Annotated in this window: 14 protein-coding genes and 1 pseudogene (1 of these 15 cut by a window edge); 10 read left to right on the top strand and 5 right to left on the bottom strand. The window is 57.0% G+C overall.

Annotated elements, in window-relative coordinates:
* The first annotated feature begins 47 nt into the window (after positions 1–47).
* The 6 genes from A3H92_11120 (at position 48) to A3H92_11095 (ending at position 6,189) form a co-directional block, all read left to right on the top strand.
* On the top strand, positions 48–296 hold the full coding sequence (locus A3H92_11120; protein OHC74009.1) for a hypothetical protein: 249 nt from the start codon (positions 48–50) through the stop codon (positions 294–296).
* A 298-nt stretch (positions 297–594) separates the two neighbouring features.
* Positions 595–2,655, top strand: coding sequence for a carbon starvation protein A (locus A3H92_11115; protein ID OHC74008.1), 2,061 nt, complete (start codon positions 595–597; stop codon positions 2,653–2,655).
* Positions 2,648–2,848 (top strand): hypothetical protein, encoded by a 201-nt coding sequence (locus tag A3H92_11110; GenBank protein OHC74007.1) that lies wholly within the window; start codon positions 2,648–2,650, stop codon positions 2,846–2,848. Before A3H92_11115 ends, A3H92_11110 begins: the two co-directional genes overlap by 8 nt.
* A gap of 132 nt (positions 2,849–2,980) precedes the next feature.
* Positions 2,981–4,480, top strand: a complete 1,500-nt coding sequence (locus A3H92_11105) for a hypothetical protein (protein OHC74006.1) — start codon at positions 2,981–2,983, stop codon at positions 4,478–4,480.
* A 13-nt stretch (positions 4,481–4,493) separates the two neighbouring features.
* Positions 4,494–5,561 (top strand): NAD-dependent epimerase, encoded by a 1,068-nt coding sequence (locus tag A3H92_11100; protein OHC74005.1) that lies wholly within the window; start codon positions 4,494–4,496, stop codon positions 5,559–5,561.
* Between the two features lie 82 nt (positions 5,562–5,643).
* Positions 5,644–6,189 (top strand): hypothetical protein, encoded by a 546-nt coding sequence (locus A3H92_11095; protein ID OHC74004.1) that lies wholly within the window; start codon positions 5,644–5,646, stop codon positions 6,187–6,189.
* Here A3H92_11095 and A3H92_11090 read toward each other — a convergent pair.
* Positions 6,186–6,950 (bottom strand): hypothetical protein, encoded by a 765-nt coding sequence (locus A3H92_11090; GenBank protein ID OHC74003.1) that lies wholly within the window; start codon positions 6,948–6,950, stop codon positions 6,186–6,188. The two genes, A3H92_11095 and A3H92_11090, sit on opposite strands and share 4 nt — an antisense overlap.
* A gap of 150 nt (positions 6,951–7,100) precedes the next feature.
* Between A3H92_11090 and A3H92_11085 the strand changes: the two genes are divergently transcribed.
* The 3 genes from A3H92_11085 (at position 7,101) to A3H92_11075 (ending at position 9,835) form a co-directional block, all read left to right on the top strand.
* On the top strand, positions 7,101–7,733 hold the full coding sequence (locus tag A3H92_11085) for a hypothetical protein (protein ID OHC74002.1): 633 nt from the start codon (positions 7,101–7,103) through the stop codon (positions 7,731–7,733).
* Between the two features lie 14 nt (positions 7,734–7,747).
* The gene (locus A3H92_11080) at positions 7,748–8,572 is read left to right on the top strand and encodes a hypothetical protein (GenBank protein ID OHC74001.1); all 825 of its coding nucleotides are present in this window, start codon (positions 7,748–7,750) and stop codon (positions 8,570–8,572) included.
* A gap of 90 nt (positions 8,573–8,662) precedes the next feature.
* Complete coding sequence (locus A3H92_11075) at positions 8,663–9,835, top strand: hypothetical protein (GenBank protein ID OHC74000.1); 1,173 nt, start codon at positions 8,663–8,665, stop codon at positions 9,833–9,835.
* Here the strand turns inward: A3H92_11075 and A3H92_11070 are convergent.
* Together A3H92_11070 and A3H92_11065 are read right to left on the bottom strand one after the other, a co-directional pair.
* Positions 9,832–10,392 carry a hypothetical protein gene (locus A3H92_11070; GenBank protein OHC73999.1) on the bottom strand — a complete coding sequence of 187 codons (561 nt, stop codon included), beginning with the start codon at positions 10,390–10,392 and terminating at the stop codon, positions 9,832–9,834. The genes A3H92_11075 and A3H92_11070 overlap by 4 nt on opposite strands.
* A gap of 953 nt (positions 10,393–11,345) precedes the next feature.
* Complete coding sequence (locus tag A3H92_11065) at positions 11,346–12,527, bottom strand: MFS transporter permease (protein OHC73998.1); 1,182 nt, start codon at positions 12,525–12,527, stop codon at positions 11,346–11,348.
* 110 nt (positions 12,528–12,637) lie between these two features.
* Here A3H92_11065 and A3H92_11060 point away from each other — a divergent pair, with 110 nt between their 5' ends.
* Positions 12,638–12,958 (top strand): hypothetical protein, encoded by a 321-nt coding sequence (locus tag A3H92_11060; protein ID OHC73997.1) that lies wholly within the window; start codon positions 12,638–12,640, stop codon positions 12,956–12,958.
* 11 nt (positions 12,959–12,969) lie between these two features.
* Here A3H92_11060 and A3H92_11055 read toward each other — a convergent pair whose 3' ends face one another.
* Both A3H92_11055 and A3H92_11050 read right to left on the bottom strand, forming a co-directional pair.
* Entirely contained in the window at positions 12,970–13,449 is a 480-nt protein-coding gene (locus A3H92_11055) for a hypothetical protein (protein OHC73996.1), read from the bottom strand.
* Positions 13,449–14,204: pseudogene (locus A3H92_11050) on the bottom strand (hypothetical protein); it runs 2,157 nt beyond the window's last position. The gene A3H92_11055 and the pseudogene A3H92_11050 overlap by 1 nt, the downstream one beginning before the upstream one ends.

The raw sequence follows: 14,204 nt of genomic DNA, 5'->3' as shown, positions 1-14,204 counted from the left end.
GACCGAATGATCAAGCAAAGCCTTTCGAGGCGTTGCGGAGGAAACCCATGAGAACGACATCAACCTATCCTTTACGCCTGCCCCGTTTCGTCAAGGCGGCGGTAGAAAAGATCGCCAAGGAAGAAGGCATCAGCCTCAACCAGTTTGTGGCGGCGGCGGTTGCGGAAAAGCTGTCCGCCATGAATACCGAGGCTTTTTTCGCAAAACGCGCCGGGCGGGCGGACATGGCCGAATTTCGGCGCATATTGACGTGCGACGGGGGCGACCCGCCGCGTTCGGGGGATGAGTTGCCGTAATATGTGATGCCGGCGGTTGTAAAGAATGACTCTGAAAAATCCTCCCCTTGCCAAGGGGAGGTCAGGAGGGGTTTTGGCCTCCCGGATTCATCGGCGGCAACCTCCCCCAATCCCTCCTTCGTAAGGAGGGGAAAGCGCTTGGGCCATATGGGTCAATGATTAAGGCCGCTGGTATGATTTATTCATCCGGACGAAGGCGATAGCGTCCTTTCTTCGCCTTGCGTGTTCAACGAAGTCCCTTGAACCGTCCCGGAGAGGCCGCAATAATGGCCGTCCGGCGAACGCTCAGGAAGACACCATGGGAAGTCAGATCAAAAAACTCGGCTGGGTTGCCCTCTCCGCTCTCGGAGGCGTCGCCCTCGGAGTGATCGCGCTCAGGCGCGGCGAGAATATCAACGCCGTCTGGCTGGTGGCGGCCGCCGTCTGCACCTATCTGGTCGCCTTCCGCTTCTATGCCCTGTTCATCGGCTCCAGGGTCATGGGCATCGACCCCGCCCGGATCACGCCGGCAATCCGCTACAACGACGGCCTCGATTATGTGCCGACCAACCGCTATGTGCTTTTCGGCCACCATTTTGCCGCTATTTCCGGGGCCGGCCCGCTGGTCGGGCCGGTTCTGGCGGCCCAGATGGGCTATCTGCCGGGGACGCTCTGGATACTGGCGGGGGTGGTTCTTGCCGGAGCGGTCCAGGACTCGATGGTGCTGTTCATTTCGACCCGCCGCGACGGTCGCTCACTGGGCGAGATCATCCGCTGGGAAATGGGGCCGGGCGCCGGCGCCTCCGCCATGCTCGGCATTTTTCTGATCATGATCATCCTGCTTTCGGTTCTGGCCCTGGTGGTGGTCAAGGCCCTGGCCGACAGTCCCTGGGGAACCTTTACGGTGTTCGCCACCGTCCCCATCGCCATTCTCATGGGAATCTATGGCCGTTTCATCAGGCCGGGGCGCGTCGCCGAGATGAGCGCCATCGGTTTTGTCCTGTTGATGACGGCGCTGGTCTGCGGACGAACCGTGTCGGAGCATCCTGAACTCGCCCGATTGTTCACCTTCAAGGCCGAACCGCTGGCTCTGATCATCATCGGCTACGGGTTTGTCGCGGCGGTCCTGCCGGTGTGGCTGCTGCTGGCGCCGAGGGACTACCTCTCGACCTTCCTCAAGATCGGCGCCGTCGTCGGACTGGCCGTCGGCATCGTTATCGTAATGCCCGAGATGAAAATGCCGGCGGTCAGCCGCTTCATCGACGGCAGCGGCCCGGTGTTCGCGGGCAGTCCGTTTCCCTTCCTGTTCATCACCATTGCCTGCGGCGCGGTTTCCGGCTTCCACTCCCTTATTTCATCGGGCACTACGCCCAAGATGCTGGAGAACGAGAGCCAGATACCCTTCATCGGCTACGGCGCCATGCTGATGGAGTCCTTCGTGGCGATCATGGCCATGGCGGCGGCCGGGGTGATCGAACCCGGCGTCTATTTTGCAATGAACAGCTCGCCGGCCGTGATCGGCGCCGATGCGGTCAGGGCGGCGGCGGTGATCTCATCATGGGGCTTCACGGTTACGCCGGAAATGCTGACGGGGGCGGCCAAGGACGTGGGCGAGACCAGTATACTGTCTCGAACCGGCGGCGCTCCCACGCTGGCGGTAGGCATGGCCTATATCTTTTCCCATGTGCTGGGCGGCAAGGCGATGATGGCTTTCTGGTATCATTTCGCCATCCTGTTCGAGGCCATGTTCATCCTCACCGCCCTGGACGCCGGCACCAGGGTCTGCCGGTTCATGTTGCAGGATATGGTAGGCGCGGCGGCGCCCTCGTTCCGCAACACCCGATCATGGGCCAACAACCTGACCGCTACCGGCAGCGTGGTCGCCATGTGGGGATATTTCCTCTACTCCGGCGTGACCGATCCGTTCGGCGGAATCAATACGCTGTGGCCGCTGTTCGGCATGTCCAACCAGATGCTGGCGGGCATCGCCCTGATCACCTGCACCGTCGTGCTGTTCAAGATGAAACGGCAGCGTTACGCCTGGGTGACGATGGCGCCGGCGGCCTGGCTGGTGGTCTGCACCACCACCGCCGGCCTGGAGAAGATATTTCACAACAACCCGGCCATCGGCTTTTTGGCCCACGCCCGCAGGTTCAGCGACGCCTTGGCCGAAGGCGAGATATTGGCCCCGACCACGAGCCTCGACCAGATGCGCCGGGTGATCTTCAACGATCATGTCGACGCCGTCCTGACCGGGGTCTTCATCGTGGTGACGGCGTCCCTTCTGGTTCACGGCGTCCTGGCGGTGCGCAAGTCGCTGACCAGCGACGAGCCGACCGTGATCGAGGCCGAAGAGGCGATGGAGGCGGGCCTTGCCTGAGACCAAGAAGACCCTGATCAGTTACATCAAGGAAACCCTGCTTCTGATGGTGGGACTGCCTGATTACGACGCCTATGTCCGCCACCGCCTTGCCCGTCACGCCGACCGGCCGGTCATGTCCCGCGAGGAGTTCTTCAGGGAACGCCAGGAGAATCGTTACGGCGCCAACGGTAAGACCAACCGCTGTTGTTAAGACGTATAGGCATCGGATGTCAATTTGACCGGGGGGTGTTTTTCGGTTACGAAGAAGCGCCGCACAATCAGGATCATCGTAATTGCTTTTTTCAGAGGACGGACAGAGCGTTGTCGCTCCCCGACATGTACGATGACGGAGCTTTCGCCTACCCTGGCAATTCTTTTACAGCGTGAACGATTTCGCGATAACTACCGCGAAAAGCGTGATCCGATCGCTACCGAGCGATCATCGTGGCAGGCTCATTCCTTCCGTCATCTGGTGCATCTGCTGCCCGGCGAGTCAATTCTGGAGATCGGCGGAGGGGGCGGCATATTTACGCGCGCGCTTGTAAAAATGACACGCGGACGCAATCCGATCACAAGCATCACCGCCGCTCCTGCGGCAACGGTCATTCCCGGAGTGGAGACCCTGGCGGTAAGCAGGTTGCCCGGCGCCCTGGAAGGGCGAACCTTCCGCTACATCATCGCCGACGGCGTCCTTGATCGCCGTAACGTGTGCGCCCTCATTGAACAAGTGTTCAACCTGCTTGAAGAAGGCGGGCGAACCGTCTTCTTCGAGTCCAATTCCTGGAATTTTCTCTACACGATCCGCAACGCTTTCCGCCGGATTTTCGGCTTGCGGAATATGCAGTCGTTGCTGGACCGGACGCAGCTTTCCGAGCTTTATTCCGAAATCGGCTTCATCCGGGTTTCCTCGCGTTTTACGGATTTTGTCTATTCGCCGCTGGCGCCGACGCCAATGGCCGCCCGGTTTATGCATAATCTGTCCGTTTTACTGGAAAACGCTCCGCTGGTGCAAAACCTGGCCGGACGCATCATACTTCATGCGCAAAAACCGCCGCGCATCGTTCCTCGCGCCCCGGTGTCGCTATGTCGGCACAAAGACCTGATGGGAGCGATTTCGTTCATCGTTCCCTGTCACAACGAGGAAATGAACATTCCCCCGCTGGTCGAGGGATTGCGCACATATTTCGGCGATTACATTCATCAGATCGTGCTGGTCAACGACAACAGCAGCGATTCCACCCGCGAGGCGATTGACCGTCTGGCGGCGGCGGACCCTCGCATCACGCCGATTCACCGTTCGCCGCCTAACGGCGTCGGTCGCGCCCTGCGTGACGGCTTTATGGCGGCAACCGGACGTTATGTCATGTCGATGGACTGCGATTTTCAGCATCTGCTGCCGGAAATGGAAGATATGATGGATGCCGTCGCCGAAGGAGCCGACGTAGTATTCGGCAGTCGTTTTTCGCAGCTCAGCGTCCTGATCAACTATCCGTTCGGCAAAATCGTCGCCAATCGCTGTTTTCACCTGCTGGTCAATCTGATTTTCCGTTTCGGACGCCGTGACATTACGAACAACCTCAGGATCATGAGCGCCGACATCGCCCGCCGCTTGGTCATCAGCGAGCCATGGTTCGCCGCCAACGCCGAAATAGGATTGCAATCGGCGCTGCTTGGGCGGGAAGTGCGCGAAGTTCCCATTTCGTGGATCAACCGCACCTTCGATATGGGACATTCGTCATTCAAGGTGCTGGCTTCCGGCGGGGGGTATGTCCGGGTGCTGTGGCGCTTTGCCCGCATGACCAACTTCGGCTTCTCCAGGCTGCCTGATCTCGGCGGGAAATGATAAGGTCCATTTTATGAGCATCGCCGTCATCACCGGTTCAGCCGGCCTCATCGGCTCCGAAGCCGTCCGTTTTTTCCATGCGAAGGGCATGGACGTGGTCGGCATCGACAACGACATGCGCCGGGTGTTTTTCGGCGCAGGCGCCAGCACCGCCCGGTCTCTGGAACGCCTTCAGGCGGATATGAAAAACTATCGTCACGAGAACATCGACATTCGCGACGTTGCGGCGATCGAGGCTTTGTTCGCCGGCCTGGGCAAGGCGATCAAGGTGGTGATCCATACGGCGGCGCAGCCGTCGCACGACTGGGCGGCAAGCGATCCCCACACCGATTTTACCGTCAACGCCAACGGCGCCTTGGCTCTGCTGGAGGCGACGCGCAAGCACTGCCCGGACGCCCCCTTCATCCATTGCAGCACCAACAAGGTCTATGGCGACACCCCCAACCGCTTGCCGCTGGTGGAGATGGAGACCCGCTGGGAGTTGGCGTCTACGCACGCCTACGCCCTGCACGGCATCGACGAGGGCATGAGCATCGACAATTCCATGCACTCGTTGTTCGGGGTATCCAAGGCGGCATCCGACCTGATGGTGCAGGAATACGGTCGCTACTTCGGCATGAAGACCGCCTGCTTCCGGGGCGGCTGTCTCACCGGACCCAATCATTCCGGAGCGCAGTTGCACGGTTTTCTCAACTATCTGGTCAAGTGCGCCGTTACCGGCGACGCCTATACCGTGTTCGGTTACAAGGGCAAGCAGGTCCGCGACAACATCCATTCCTTCGATCTGGTCAACGCCTTCTGGCGCGTCTTCCAAAAGCCGCGTTCGGCTGAAATTTACAATATCGGCGGCTCGCGCCATTCCAACTGCTCAATGATCGAAGCGATCAGGATTTGCGAGGAACTGACCGGGCGGCCGATGAACTGGAGCTACGCCGAGAGCAACCGCGCCGGCGACCACATCTGGTGGATCAGCGACGTGCGGCGTTTTCAATCGCATTATCCCGATTGGACCTACAGTTACGACATCCGCTCAATCATCAAGGAAATACACGACGCCATGGCCGAAAGGTCCGCGATCTGATATTATTCCGGTCTCTACATATAGCGTCCCGATACCGAAATTTGTACTTGCAAATTTCATGGACAGAATACTATGGTGGGCCATGAATATTGTCGTTGAATCTGTAAGGGAACTGTTTGGATTCCACAGATACGAATTCATAATAGCCAACCTGGGCATTATTTTTCTTCTCAGCAATTTTTGCGGCGGACTGCTTTACAGCATCATTCTCGCTCAAGGAAAGCCGCGAAAAGAAGTTCCGCTGAAAGAGCGGATATCCTTCCGGCTGCTTCTGTTGGGATGGGGATTCGTGCTTGTTTTCGCGGTTTATTTCCACGCGGTGCTTTTCGGAAAAATCACCATGTCCCATTTTATCTTTTGGGCCATAACCTTGGTGTCCGCCCCGGCCTTGGCCTATTTCGGCTCCCAACTGACCTATGTGATTTTTCAGAAAAAAATCGAGCATAACCGGGCGGCCTATAAAGCCGGGGTGGACAAGATACGCGCCGCCAAAGCGGCCCAGATGACCGCCGCCACCAAGGCGGCGGCTGATGACAAAGCGGCGGCGGAAAGGAAAAAGAAAATGGACGCCGAGATCGACGCCAAGATCGCCAAATCCCGCAAGGAACATAAGGTCGGCCAGATCTAATTAAAAAGATTGTCTATTTCGTTCTGGGATATCTTTTTTGCTTCATCCAGTTGTGGGCCGTTAAGCAGCTTCTGGTCCTCGTCCTTCGGCAGTTCATCGGGCGGGGGAAGGCCGTCGAACTCACTCTTCCCGCCAAGGATATCGATCATCATCGTCACCCGTTCATCAATGAACTTCAAGGTAGTAACCACCTTGTTAATGCGCTGGCCGGTGATGTCCTGAAAGTTACAGGCTTCAAAAACCTTGACCACCTGATCCCTGATCTCATCCACCCATCCGGCCTCTTCTTCATCTTTGACATGGCCGCGAATCCTTTCCGCCTGACAGTCAATGCTCTCCGCCGCAGACAGAATGACATTGGTCGCCTTTTCGGTATCCGCCACCACGGCGTCCAATTGACTGGTCATGGTGATGATATGATCGTCATCCTCTCCGATATGGCCGAAGGCGGCAATTTCCTTCTTGGTCTGAAGAATGGCGTTGGACATCTCCTGCAATTGCTGCCTGAGGCCGGCGGCCTCATGGATTTCACGCTTGAAGTCGCCCACCACCGTCGTGCTGACTTCGCCCATGCCGGAAATTTTATTGCCAAGGCTGTTGATGGCCTCCATCAGTTGATTATGGCGCTCAATAGCGCCCTTGTCGTTTGAAACAACGGCGCCGGCGCCGGCGCCGAGGACATGCCCCCGGGATTTCATCCGGTGAATTTCAGCACTGAACAACCGCTTCGGGAAATGTTCCGACACGAGCTTTATCTCCATCCGCTAAAATTAAACCCGAACATCCGCACCGATTTATACATCCTATTATATTAGAAGCAATCCAAAAACCTAATCAATCCTGATGCGCTCCAAGGCATATTATGTTATAAGCGGGACATATGGGGGGCTATCGGCCCGACCGGACAAAAATTGGAGGTATCCGTGAAATTTTTTAAGCGCTTTACGCCTTTGGCTCCGGCCTGTCTGGCGGTTTTATTCATGATTTCGCCGGCCGCCGCCGATGAGAAAGAGGCGGAGCTGTTCGTTCGCAGTCTGGCTGAACAGGCAATCATGGTGCTGCGTGACGATAAAAAGCCGCTCGAAACCCGCGAAGCCCGGTTACGCGCTTTGCTGTCCGCCGGCTTTGCCATGGATACCATCGGTCGCTATGTGGTCGGCGCCCACTGGGAGAAGATGAGCGCGGAACAGCAGAGCGAATACCAAACGCTGTTCAGCGAGTGGACACTGAGGTCATATTCGACCCGTCTCGGCGGCTACAAGGACCAGGAATTTGAGGTCCTCAACGCCGTCGATAGCGGAAAGAAGGACATCTTCGTCCGCACCCGCATCAACCAGCCGAACGGCGGCAAGCCTGTCAACTGCGCCTGGCGCATACGCAAGGTCAATGACCAGTACAAGATCGTCGATATCGACGTTGAGGGCATCTCCATGCTGATAACCCAGAAACGTGAATTCGAGTCCCTTCTTAATCGACAAGGTGTCAATGGTCTGATCGAGATGCTGAAAATGCGTAATTCCAAATTCCCGGCAATGGCCGGTTAAGGGGAGGGAGGAATATGAAAAAATTGAATTTCAAGCGGAAATTTCTGAATGCCGCGTGCCTGACTCTGGCTCTGACCTTTGCCGGCGTCGGCGCGTCATGGGCCGGAACCTTCGAGGAAGGCAACGCCGCCTATCAGCAAACCGATTTCACGACCGCATTGAAGATATGGAAGCCCCTCGCCGATTCCGGCGACGCCCGCGCCCAGTACAACATAGGCGTCATGTACGACCGGGGGCACGGGGTTGAACAAGACAAGGCGACGGCCAAAACATGGTGGCTCAAGGCCGCCGAGAAAAACCTCCCCATGGCTCTGCACAATCTGGCCGGCGGCTATCTGTTCGGCAGCGGCGATGAGAACGAGCACAAAAAAGCCCTGGAATGGATGACTCGCGCCGCCGAACTTGGTCTCAGCCGTTCCCAGTATTCGCTGGGCAAGATGTATCTGCACGCCCACGGCGTAAAAATGGACGAAGCATTGGGCCGCAAGTGGATCGAAATGGCCGCTAATCAGGGCTTTGACAAGGCCCAGTACAACATGGGCAAGATCAGCCGCGACGGCATCGCCGGTCCCGTCGACAAGGAGGCCGCCGCCCGGTGGTTCCTGAAAGCCGCCAAACAGGGCTACGCCAAGGCGCAGAACTACGCCGGAAATCGTTACGCCAAGGGTGACGGGGTCGAAAAGAACGAAGCCGAGGCATTGTTCTGGATAACCTTGGCCGCCGATCAGGGAGACAAAACCGCCGAGGAAAACCGTAATGTCCTGCTTAAAAAACTGCCCCCGAACGTGGTTGAGGAAGTCACCGGGCGCGTAAAGGCGTGGACGCCGGAGAAGAATTAGGGCCAAAACTCATTAAATTCAGCCTTTTTTACTTGAATTTTACTTGAACCGGAAGTAATTAGGCGGCAAGACCCATAAAGGGCTGCGAAGATGAAGGTTTCCGGGCACAGGCTTTCCACCAAGGCGACCGTCAGGGCGGCGCGGACATTTACCCGACGCACCCTTCTGAAGGGGGCCGTCGCCGCCGGCGCAATCGCCGGCGTCGGGCCATGGATTGTCAGGGACGCCTTCTCCTCCTCCGGCGAACTCAAAATTATGATGTGGTCGGACTTTCTGCCTGACTCCGTTTCCGGCGCCTTCACCAAGGCGACGGGCATCAATATCAAACAGACACTTTACGGTTCCGACGAAGAACTCTTCCACAGAATCAAGGCATTCAAGGGCCATGGCTTCGACCTGATCAGCCCTTTGTCCAGGCGCATGGGCTATTGGAGAACACACGGATTATTGCAGCCGTGGGACATGGAAAAGGTTCCCGTGGACCGCATCGACCTGCGAATGTTCGACATGGCCCTGTCGGCGGGAATGTGGGGCGGCAAGGTCCATCTGTTGCCCTTCGTATGGGGAACCGAGGGATTGGCGTGGCGCACCGACAAGTGGTCCAGGGACGCCAAAGATTTGACCTACGGCGATCTGTGGACGCCCGAGATGAAGGGCAAGATCATGGGCAGCCCGATTCCCATGCTGTTGGCCCTCGGGCTTTATCTGGACCGCGTCGATAAGGTTCCTTCCAACCGGATGCTGGATTGCTACAAGGACGAAGATAGCATGCGGCGCATCTGGGACGAAATCATCGGCTTCGCGGTGAAGCGCAAGTCGTGGGTCAAGATGTTCTGGGAAGACGCCGAATCCCAGATCAACGGTTTCAAGAACAACGGCGTTGTGCTGGGGCAGACCTGGAACGGCCCGCCGACCAGACTGGCGGGCAAGGGCGATCCCATTGCCTTCATGGCTCCGATGGAGGGAGCGCTCGGCTGGCTGGCCGGTCTTTCCATTCCTGTCGGTGCCGGGAATATCGATCAGGCTTATGAATTCCTGAAATTTCAATATTCGCCCAGGAACGGCGCCCGGCTCGCCGACATGACCGGCTATTCATCCTGCGCCGCCGGCGCCGCCACGTTTCAGGGAGACAAGAAAAAAAAGAAGAAGGCCGTCGAGGCTTATCCGGGCAGCGCCATGGAAAAACTGTGGTGGTGGCCGGTCGAGGAGCCTTGGCACACCGCCGCCCACGCTGAATACGGCGACCGGTTCGTTAACGCTTAAATACCCTGCCAAGGTTCCGTCATCCGATTTTCAACGCCCAGGAGATCAAGCGCCCGGCCGACGGTGTGGCGAACGATATCGGCGATGGATTGGGGCTTGGCGTAGAAAGCCGGCACGGGAGGCATGATCAGGGCGCCGAGGCCGGCGGCCCTGGCCATCAGTTCCAGATGTCCCTGGTGCAGCGGCGTCTCGCGCACCATCAGCACCAGCGGACGCCTTTCCTTAATGGTAACGTCGGCGGCGCGGGCCAGCAGGTTGTCGGCGTATGAATTGGCGATGGCCGACAGCGTTTTGATGGAGCACGGCGCGATAATCATCCCCGCCGTGCGGAAAGAGCCGCCGGCGATGGCCGCGCCCACGTCCTTGACGTTGTAAACCTTGGTCGCCAGGGCGTTCACTTCGTCTATGCCAAGCCCGGTCTCATAGGCCAGGGTAAGCGCTCCCGCCTCGCTGATCACCAGATGGGCCGGACAGCCCAGGCTGTTAAGGGCCTTCAATGTTTCGACGCCGTAAATCGCGCCGCTGGCCCCCGATATGCCGACGATGATTGGCTTCATGATGACCCTAAACCGTTAACAGGCGCCGCGATCATGACCGCTTCCGCCGTTTTAGACAAGGCGGCAATCTACCCTGTGTCGCGCTTTGCCTTGGCCGGGGCGGCGAAGCGGTGTATAGTTATGCGTATTGATATCTTCGACTGAAACAACGAGGTCCGCCATGTTTAGCCGACGCCTGAGCGATGCAACCATAGCCGCTCACAGGATAGCTTGCGATGAGCAAAAAAAGATGATCGCCCGGTTATTGATGGAGGCTCTGGAACTGGAGCTGACCCAGATCGGCGGCGATATGCAGGACCACCGGGAAGCTACTGAAAAGATGGAGGCCGCCTTCGACGCCCACGAAAAGGCCTTCGGGTCCATCAAGGACGGATGATTGCGCTGTTTTCGAGGCAAATATTTCAAACATGGATAGACAGGATATTCAGGATTTTTCCCTCATTTTTATCCTGTGCATACTGCTTATGCCATCGGCCTTAATTACTGACCCGTGGCGGCCCCTGCGCTTTCCCCTCCTTACCAAGGAGGGGGCAGGGGGAGGTTGCTGAAAAAGCGTCTTTTATGTAATCACTATCTGCGTTTATCAGTGTGCATCCGTGGCTGACTAATATCAATTTGTCTTCTATAAATTAATATCAAAAACAATCTCACGCCAAGACGCAAAGGCGCAAAGTTTAGACCCATTCTTCATTTTGCCTTTCTTGGCGTCTTAGCGTCTTCGCGTGAGTTATACTACTTCGTCTTCTAATGCTGATCTATAGAAAGCGAATTGGTATAAAATGAGAAAGCCACGGATAAACACCGATGAACACGGATATCAAATTTAAAAACGGCGTTTCCTTGCAGCCGATGCGTCGGGAGGTAAAAACAAAACCCCTCCTGACCTCCCTTCGTAAGGGGAGGATTTTTCAGAGTCACTCTTTATGGCCGCTGGTATTATCCATCGCCGAGCGTTAGGCGGGGGTCTCTCTCTCATCCGGTAAAAGTAGCCCGGCGGCGATGCCGACCACGGCAATGGCGGCAAGCGCCTCGAACAGACGGTTAAAGCCGCCGGTCATATCGTAAAGCGCTCCTTCCATCATCACTCCGATGCTGCTGACGCCGAAGGCCAGGATGAATTTCATGCCGAAAGCCAGGCCCCGCCATTTGCCGGGAGCGTAGCGGGCCAATAAACTGTTTTCAGCGGGCAGCGAGCCGACGTTGATCGTAACCATGACCAGCGTGACCACGACCAGCGCCGTCCCGCTCAGGCCGGCGGCGAAAAACAGAAGCGGCGCCTGAAGGACAAAGGTCAGTATGTAAATGACCTTGAGACGGTATCTGTCGGCCATTATTCCGGCCGCCACCTGCATGACGCCGGCGAATAGATAGACGACCGCCACCAGCGTTGACGCGGCAAGGACGCCGCCGTCGGCGAGATCGCCCATGCGCTCAAGGAAGAGCTTGGGCATGGCCGGCTGGGTCGCCTGATAAATGACTCCTGTGCATAACATTGTCACCGTCAAAACAAGAAAGACCCGCACCATCTCCTGCCGTGATTTCGGTGGGTCCTGCCGGCGGTCAATTTTACTCTCGACAATAATCCCTCGGGCCAGAAGAACGTAAAAAGCCGCCCCCGTCAGCAGAATGACGGCGCCGGGAACGATGAAAGCGGCCCGCCAGTCAAAGAACTCTATGAGCATGCCGGCGCTTAACGCGGCTATACCCGGACCGACGCCTCCGAATACGCCGTTGACGCCGAGCATGAACCCCCGGTTGACTGAATTTCGTATCAAAAAAGCGATGCCTACCGGATGGTAGATAGAAGCGAACAGCCCGGTAAACGTCAGCCACATGGCGATCTGAAAGGGTGAAGAAGAAAAGCCGGTCATCACCATGCCCAGGCCGGCGCCGATAAAAAACAGCCCCATCATGCCGGTGGAACTCCAGCGGTCGCCGAGCCATCCGGCCAGCGGCGCCGCCACGCCGAAAAGCAAATTGCCGGCCACGACAAGAGTCACGACCCGGCCATGAGTTAGCGACAGATCGCCCTCAAGCGTCAGGGCGGCGACATAAAAAACGGGCGCGAATAAATGGGAATACAAATGACCGATGCAGGAGAACCCAAGAGACAGGCGTTCGGAAATGCTCGACATGATTTGTACCGCTTTTAACTACTGATCAAAACGTGATATATTAATGACTCTGAAGAATCCTCCCCCTTGCTTCAAGGGGGAGGTGGAGGGGGTATCGGCGGCAACCTCCCCTGACCCCTCCTTGGCAAGGAGGGGAAAGAGTTAACATTCGGATCAAGGAGACGCCGATGGCTGACGCAAGCGAAGAACAAGGGGCGGTATACGGCGTATCCATAGACGTTATCGCTGTTTTGGGTTCCGCCTTCATGCCGGTGAGCCAACTGTTGAAGCTTGGCCGAGGCGCCGTTGTCCAGCTTGACCGGATGGTGACCGAGGACATCGAACTTTTTGCCAATGATCAGTTGATCGCTCGCGGCGAAGTAACGGTGGCCGAAGACCGACTGTCCGTCAAAATCACCCAAATCATAAAAAGCAATATGGCCAGGATATAAAGCGCGTTAATTCATAAGCCGGGGAAATGCAGACTTTGATCGTTTTCAACAGCCAAATCCACTTCCCGCAGCTCCTTTTCCAGGTGCGCCCGCAGCTCGTGATACCTGCGTTTTTCCGTTTCCGTGAATTTCATCCCGCCCGGGCTGTCCTTTAACATCGCCGCCTTGATGAACGTCGTCAACTCCCCCATGGCCGCAGGCAGGTCCATGACTTCCGAGGCGGCGTCGCCGTTCGGCATGGACCAACAGGCGCCGTGCATCTTGGAAACGGTCGAAGTCACAATGGGCTTGCCGACGGCGCGTTCCAGGATAAAGATAACATCAATCGGCATGAATGCCGGCGCATCAAAATTCTGAAACTGGGAAAGTCGCGCCGCGCCCATGCGGCACTTGTTGGCCACGTCCTGGAGGCTGTCGAATTCGTCCAGCAATTCACGAGTGGCAATTTTCAATTGCCGCTTCTCCATGTCGATCAGTTCACGGCATTTCATCAGCTTGCTCCCTTCGTTCCCTTTATTTGTCGCGGAATGTTGTTTCCCGGTTCTTCGCTTCCCTGTATTTGCGCGGGCGCGATGCCGTTCTTTCTCAATTCGTCATGGATTTTCTCCATGACGTCTTCTGATATGTCTTCGCGCATGCCGTAATCATCGATCCAGAATGAAATATTGTATTTGGCGATCCACTTCCCGTGGTTCCATTCGATCGAATTAAACCGAACATTCCGCTCCGGCTCGTCCAGTATATCGCCGACGACCGCCAGTCCCGCCTCCATGACCTTGGCCGTCGGCGCCGGCGAATGAAAGGCGTCAAGATAGATCGAAAGTTCCAGACGCATGCAATCAAAGGAATTGTAGTTATGGATATGGGATTCCGAGACCTGGCCGTTCGGTATGCTGATGACGTATCCGTTGGTGGTTTTTACCCTGGTGGTCCGCCAGGTGATGTCCACCACCCTGCCTTCATCCATGTCGGCGATCTTGATCCAGTCGCCGACATTGAACGGACGCTCCATGTTGATGACGATGCCCGAGAATATATTCGAGATGTTGGACTGGATGGCCAAACCGACAATCATGGCAAGAAGGCCGGTTGACGCCAGCAGGCTGGTCAATTGCTGATCATAGACAAAGGCGATGACGCCGAAGGATGCAAAGCTGTAGATAATCACCGACCCGAAGACGCGAACGACGTTGGGGATATTGCGCTCGGTATGATCCTCCAGCGGCCGCCATACGAACCGCTCCAT

This window comes from Rhodospirillales bacterium RIFCSPLOWO2_02_FULL_58_16 (assembly GCA_001830425.1).
Classification (GTDB): Bacteria; Pseudomonadota; Alphaproteobacteria; order Rhodospirillales; family 2-02-FULL-58-16; genus 2-02-FULL-58-16.
This window is presented reverse-complemented; position numbering and strand designations above follow the sequence as displayed.

Coding starts and splice junctions, on each gene's coding strand:
- A3H92_11070 (OHC73999.1), bottom strand. CDS start 10,392: ATGAAGCCAATCATCGTCGGCATATCGGGGGCCAGCGGCGCGATTTAC.
- A3H92_11075 (OHC74000.1), top strand. CDS start 8,663: ATGAAGGTTTCCGGGCACAGGCTTTCCACCAAGGCGACCGTCAGGGCG.
- A3H92_11120 (OHC74009.1), top strand. CDS start 48: ATGAGAACGACATCAACCTATCCTTTACGCCTGCCCCGTTTCGTCAAG.
- A3H92_11055 (OHC73996.1), bottom strand. CDS start 13,449: ATGAAATGCCGTGAACTGATCGACATGGAGAAGCGGCAATTGAAAATT.
- A3H92_11100 (OHC74005.1), top strand. CDS start 4,494: ATGAGCATCGCCGTCATCACCGGTTCAGCCGGCCTCATCGGCTCCGAA.
- A3H92_11115 (OHC74008.1), top strand. CDS start 595: ATGGGAAGTCAGATCAAAAAACTCGGCTGGGTTGCCCTCTCCGCTCTC.
- A3H92_11095 (OHC74004.1), top strand. CDS start 5,644: ATGAATATTGTCGTTGAATCTGTAAGGGAACTGTTTGGATTCCACAGA.
- A3H92_11080 (OHC74001.1), top strand. CDS start 7,748: ATGAAAAAATTGAATTTCAAGCGGAAATTTCTGAATGCCGCGTGCCTG.
- A3H92_11105 (OHC74006.1), top strand. CDS start 2,981: ATGACGGAGCTTTCGCCTACCCTGGCAATTCTTTTACAGCGTGAACGA.
- A3H92_11090 (OHC74003.1), bottom strand. CDS start 6,950: ATGGAGATAAAGCTCGTGTCGGAACATTTCCCGAAGCGGTTGTTCAGT.
- A3H92_11065 (OHC73998.1), bottom strand. CDS start 12,527: ATGTCGAGCATTTCCGAACGCCTGTCTCTTGGGTTCTCCTGCATCGGT.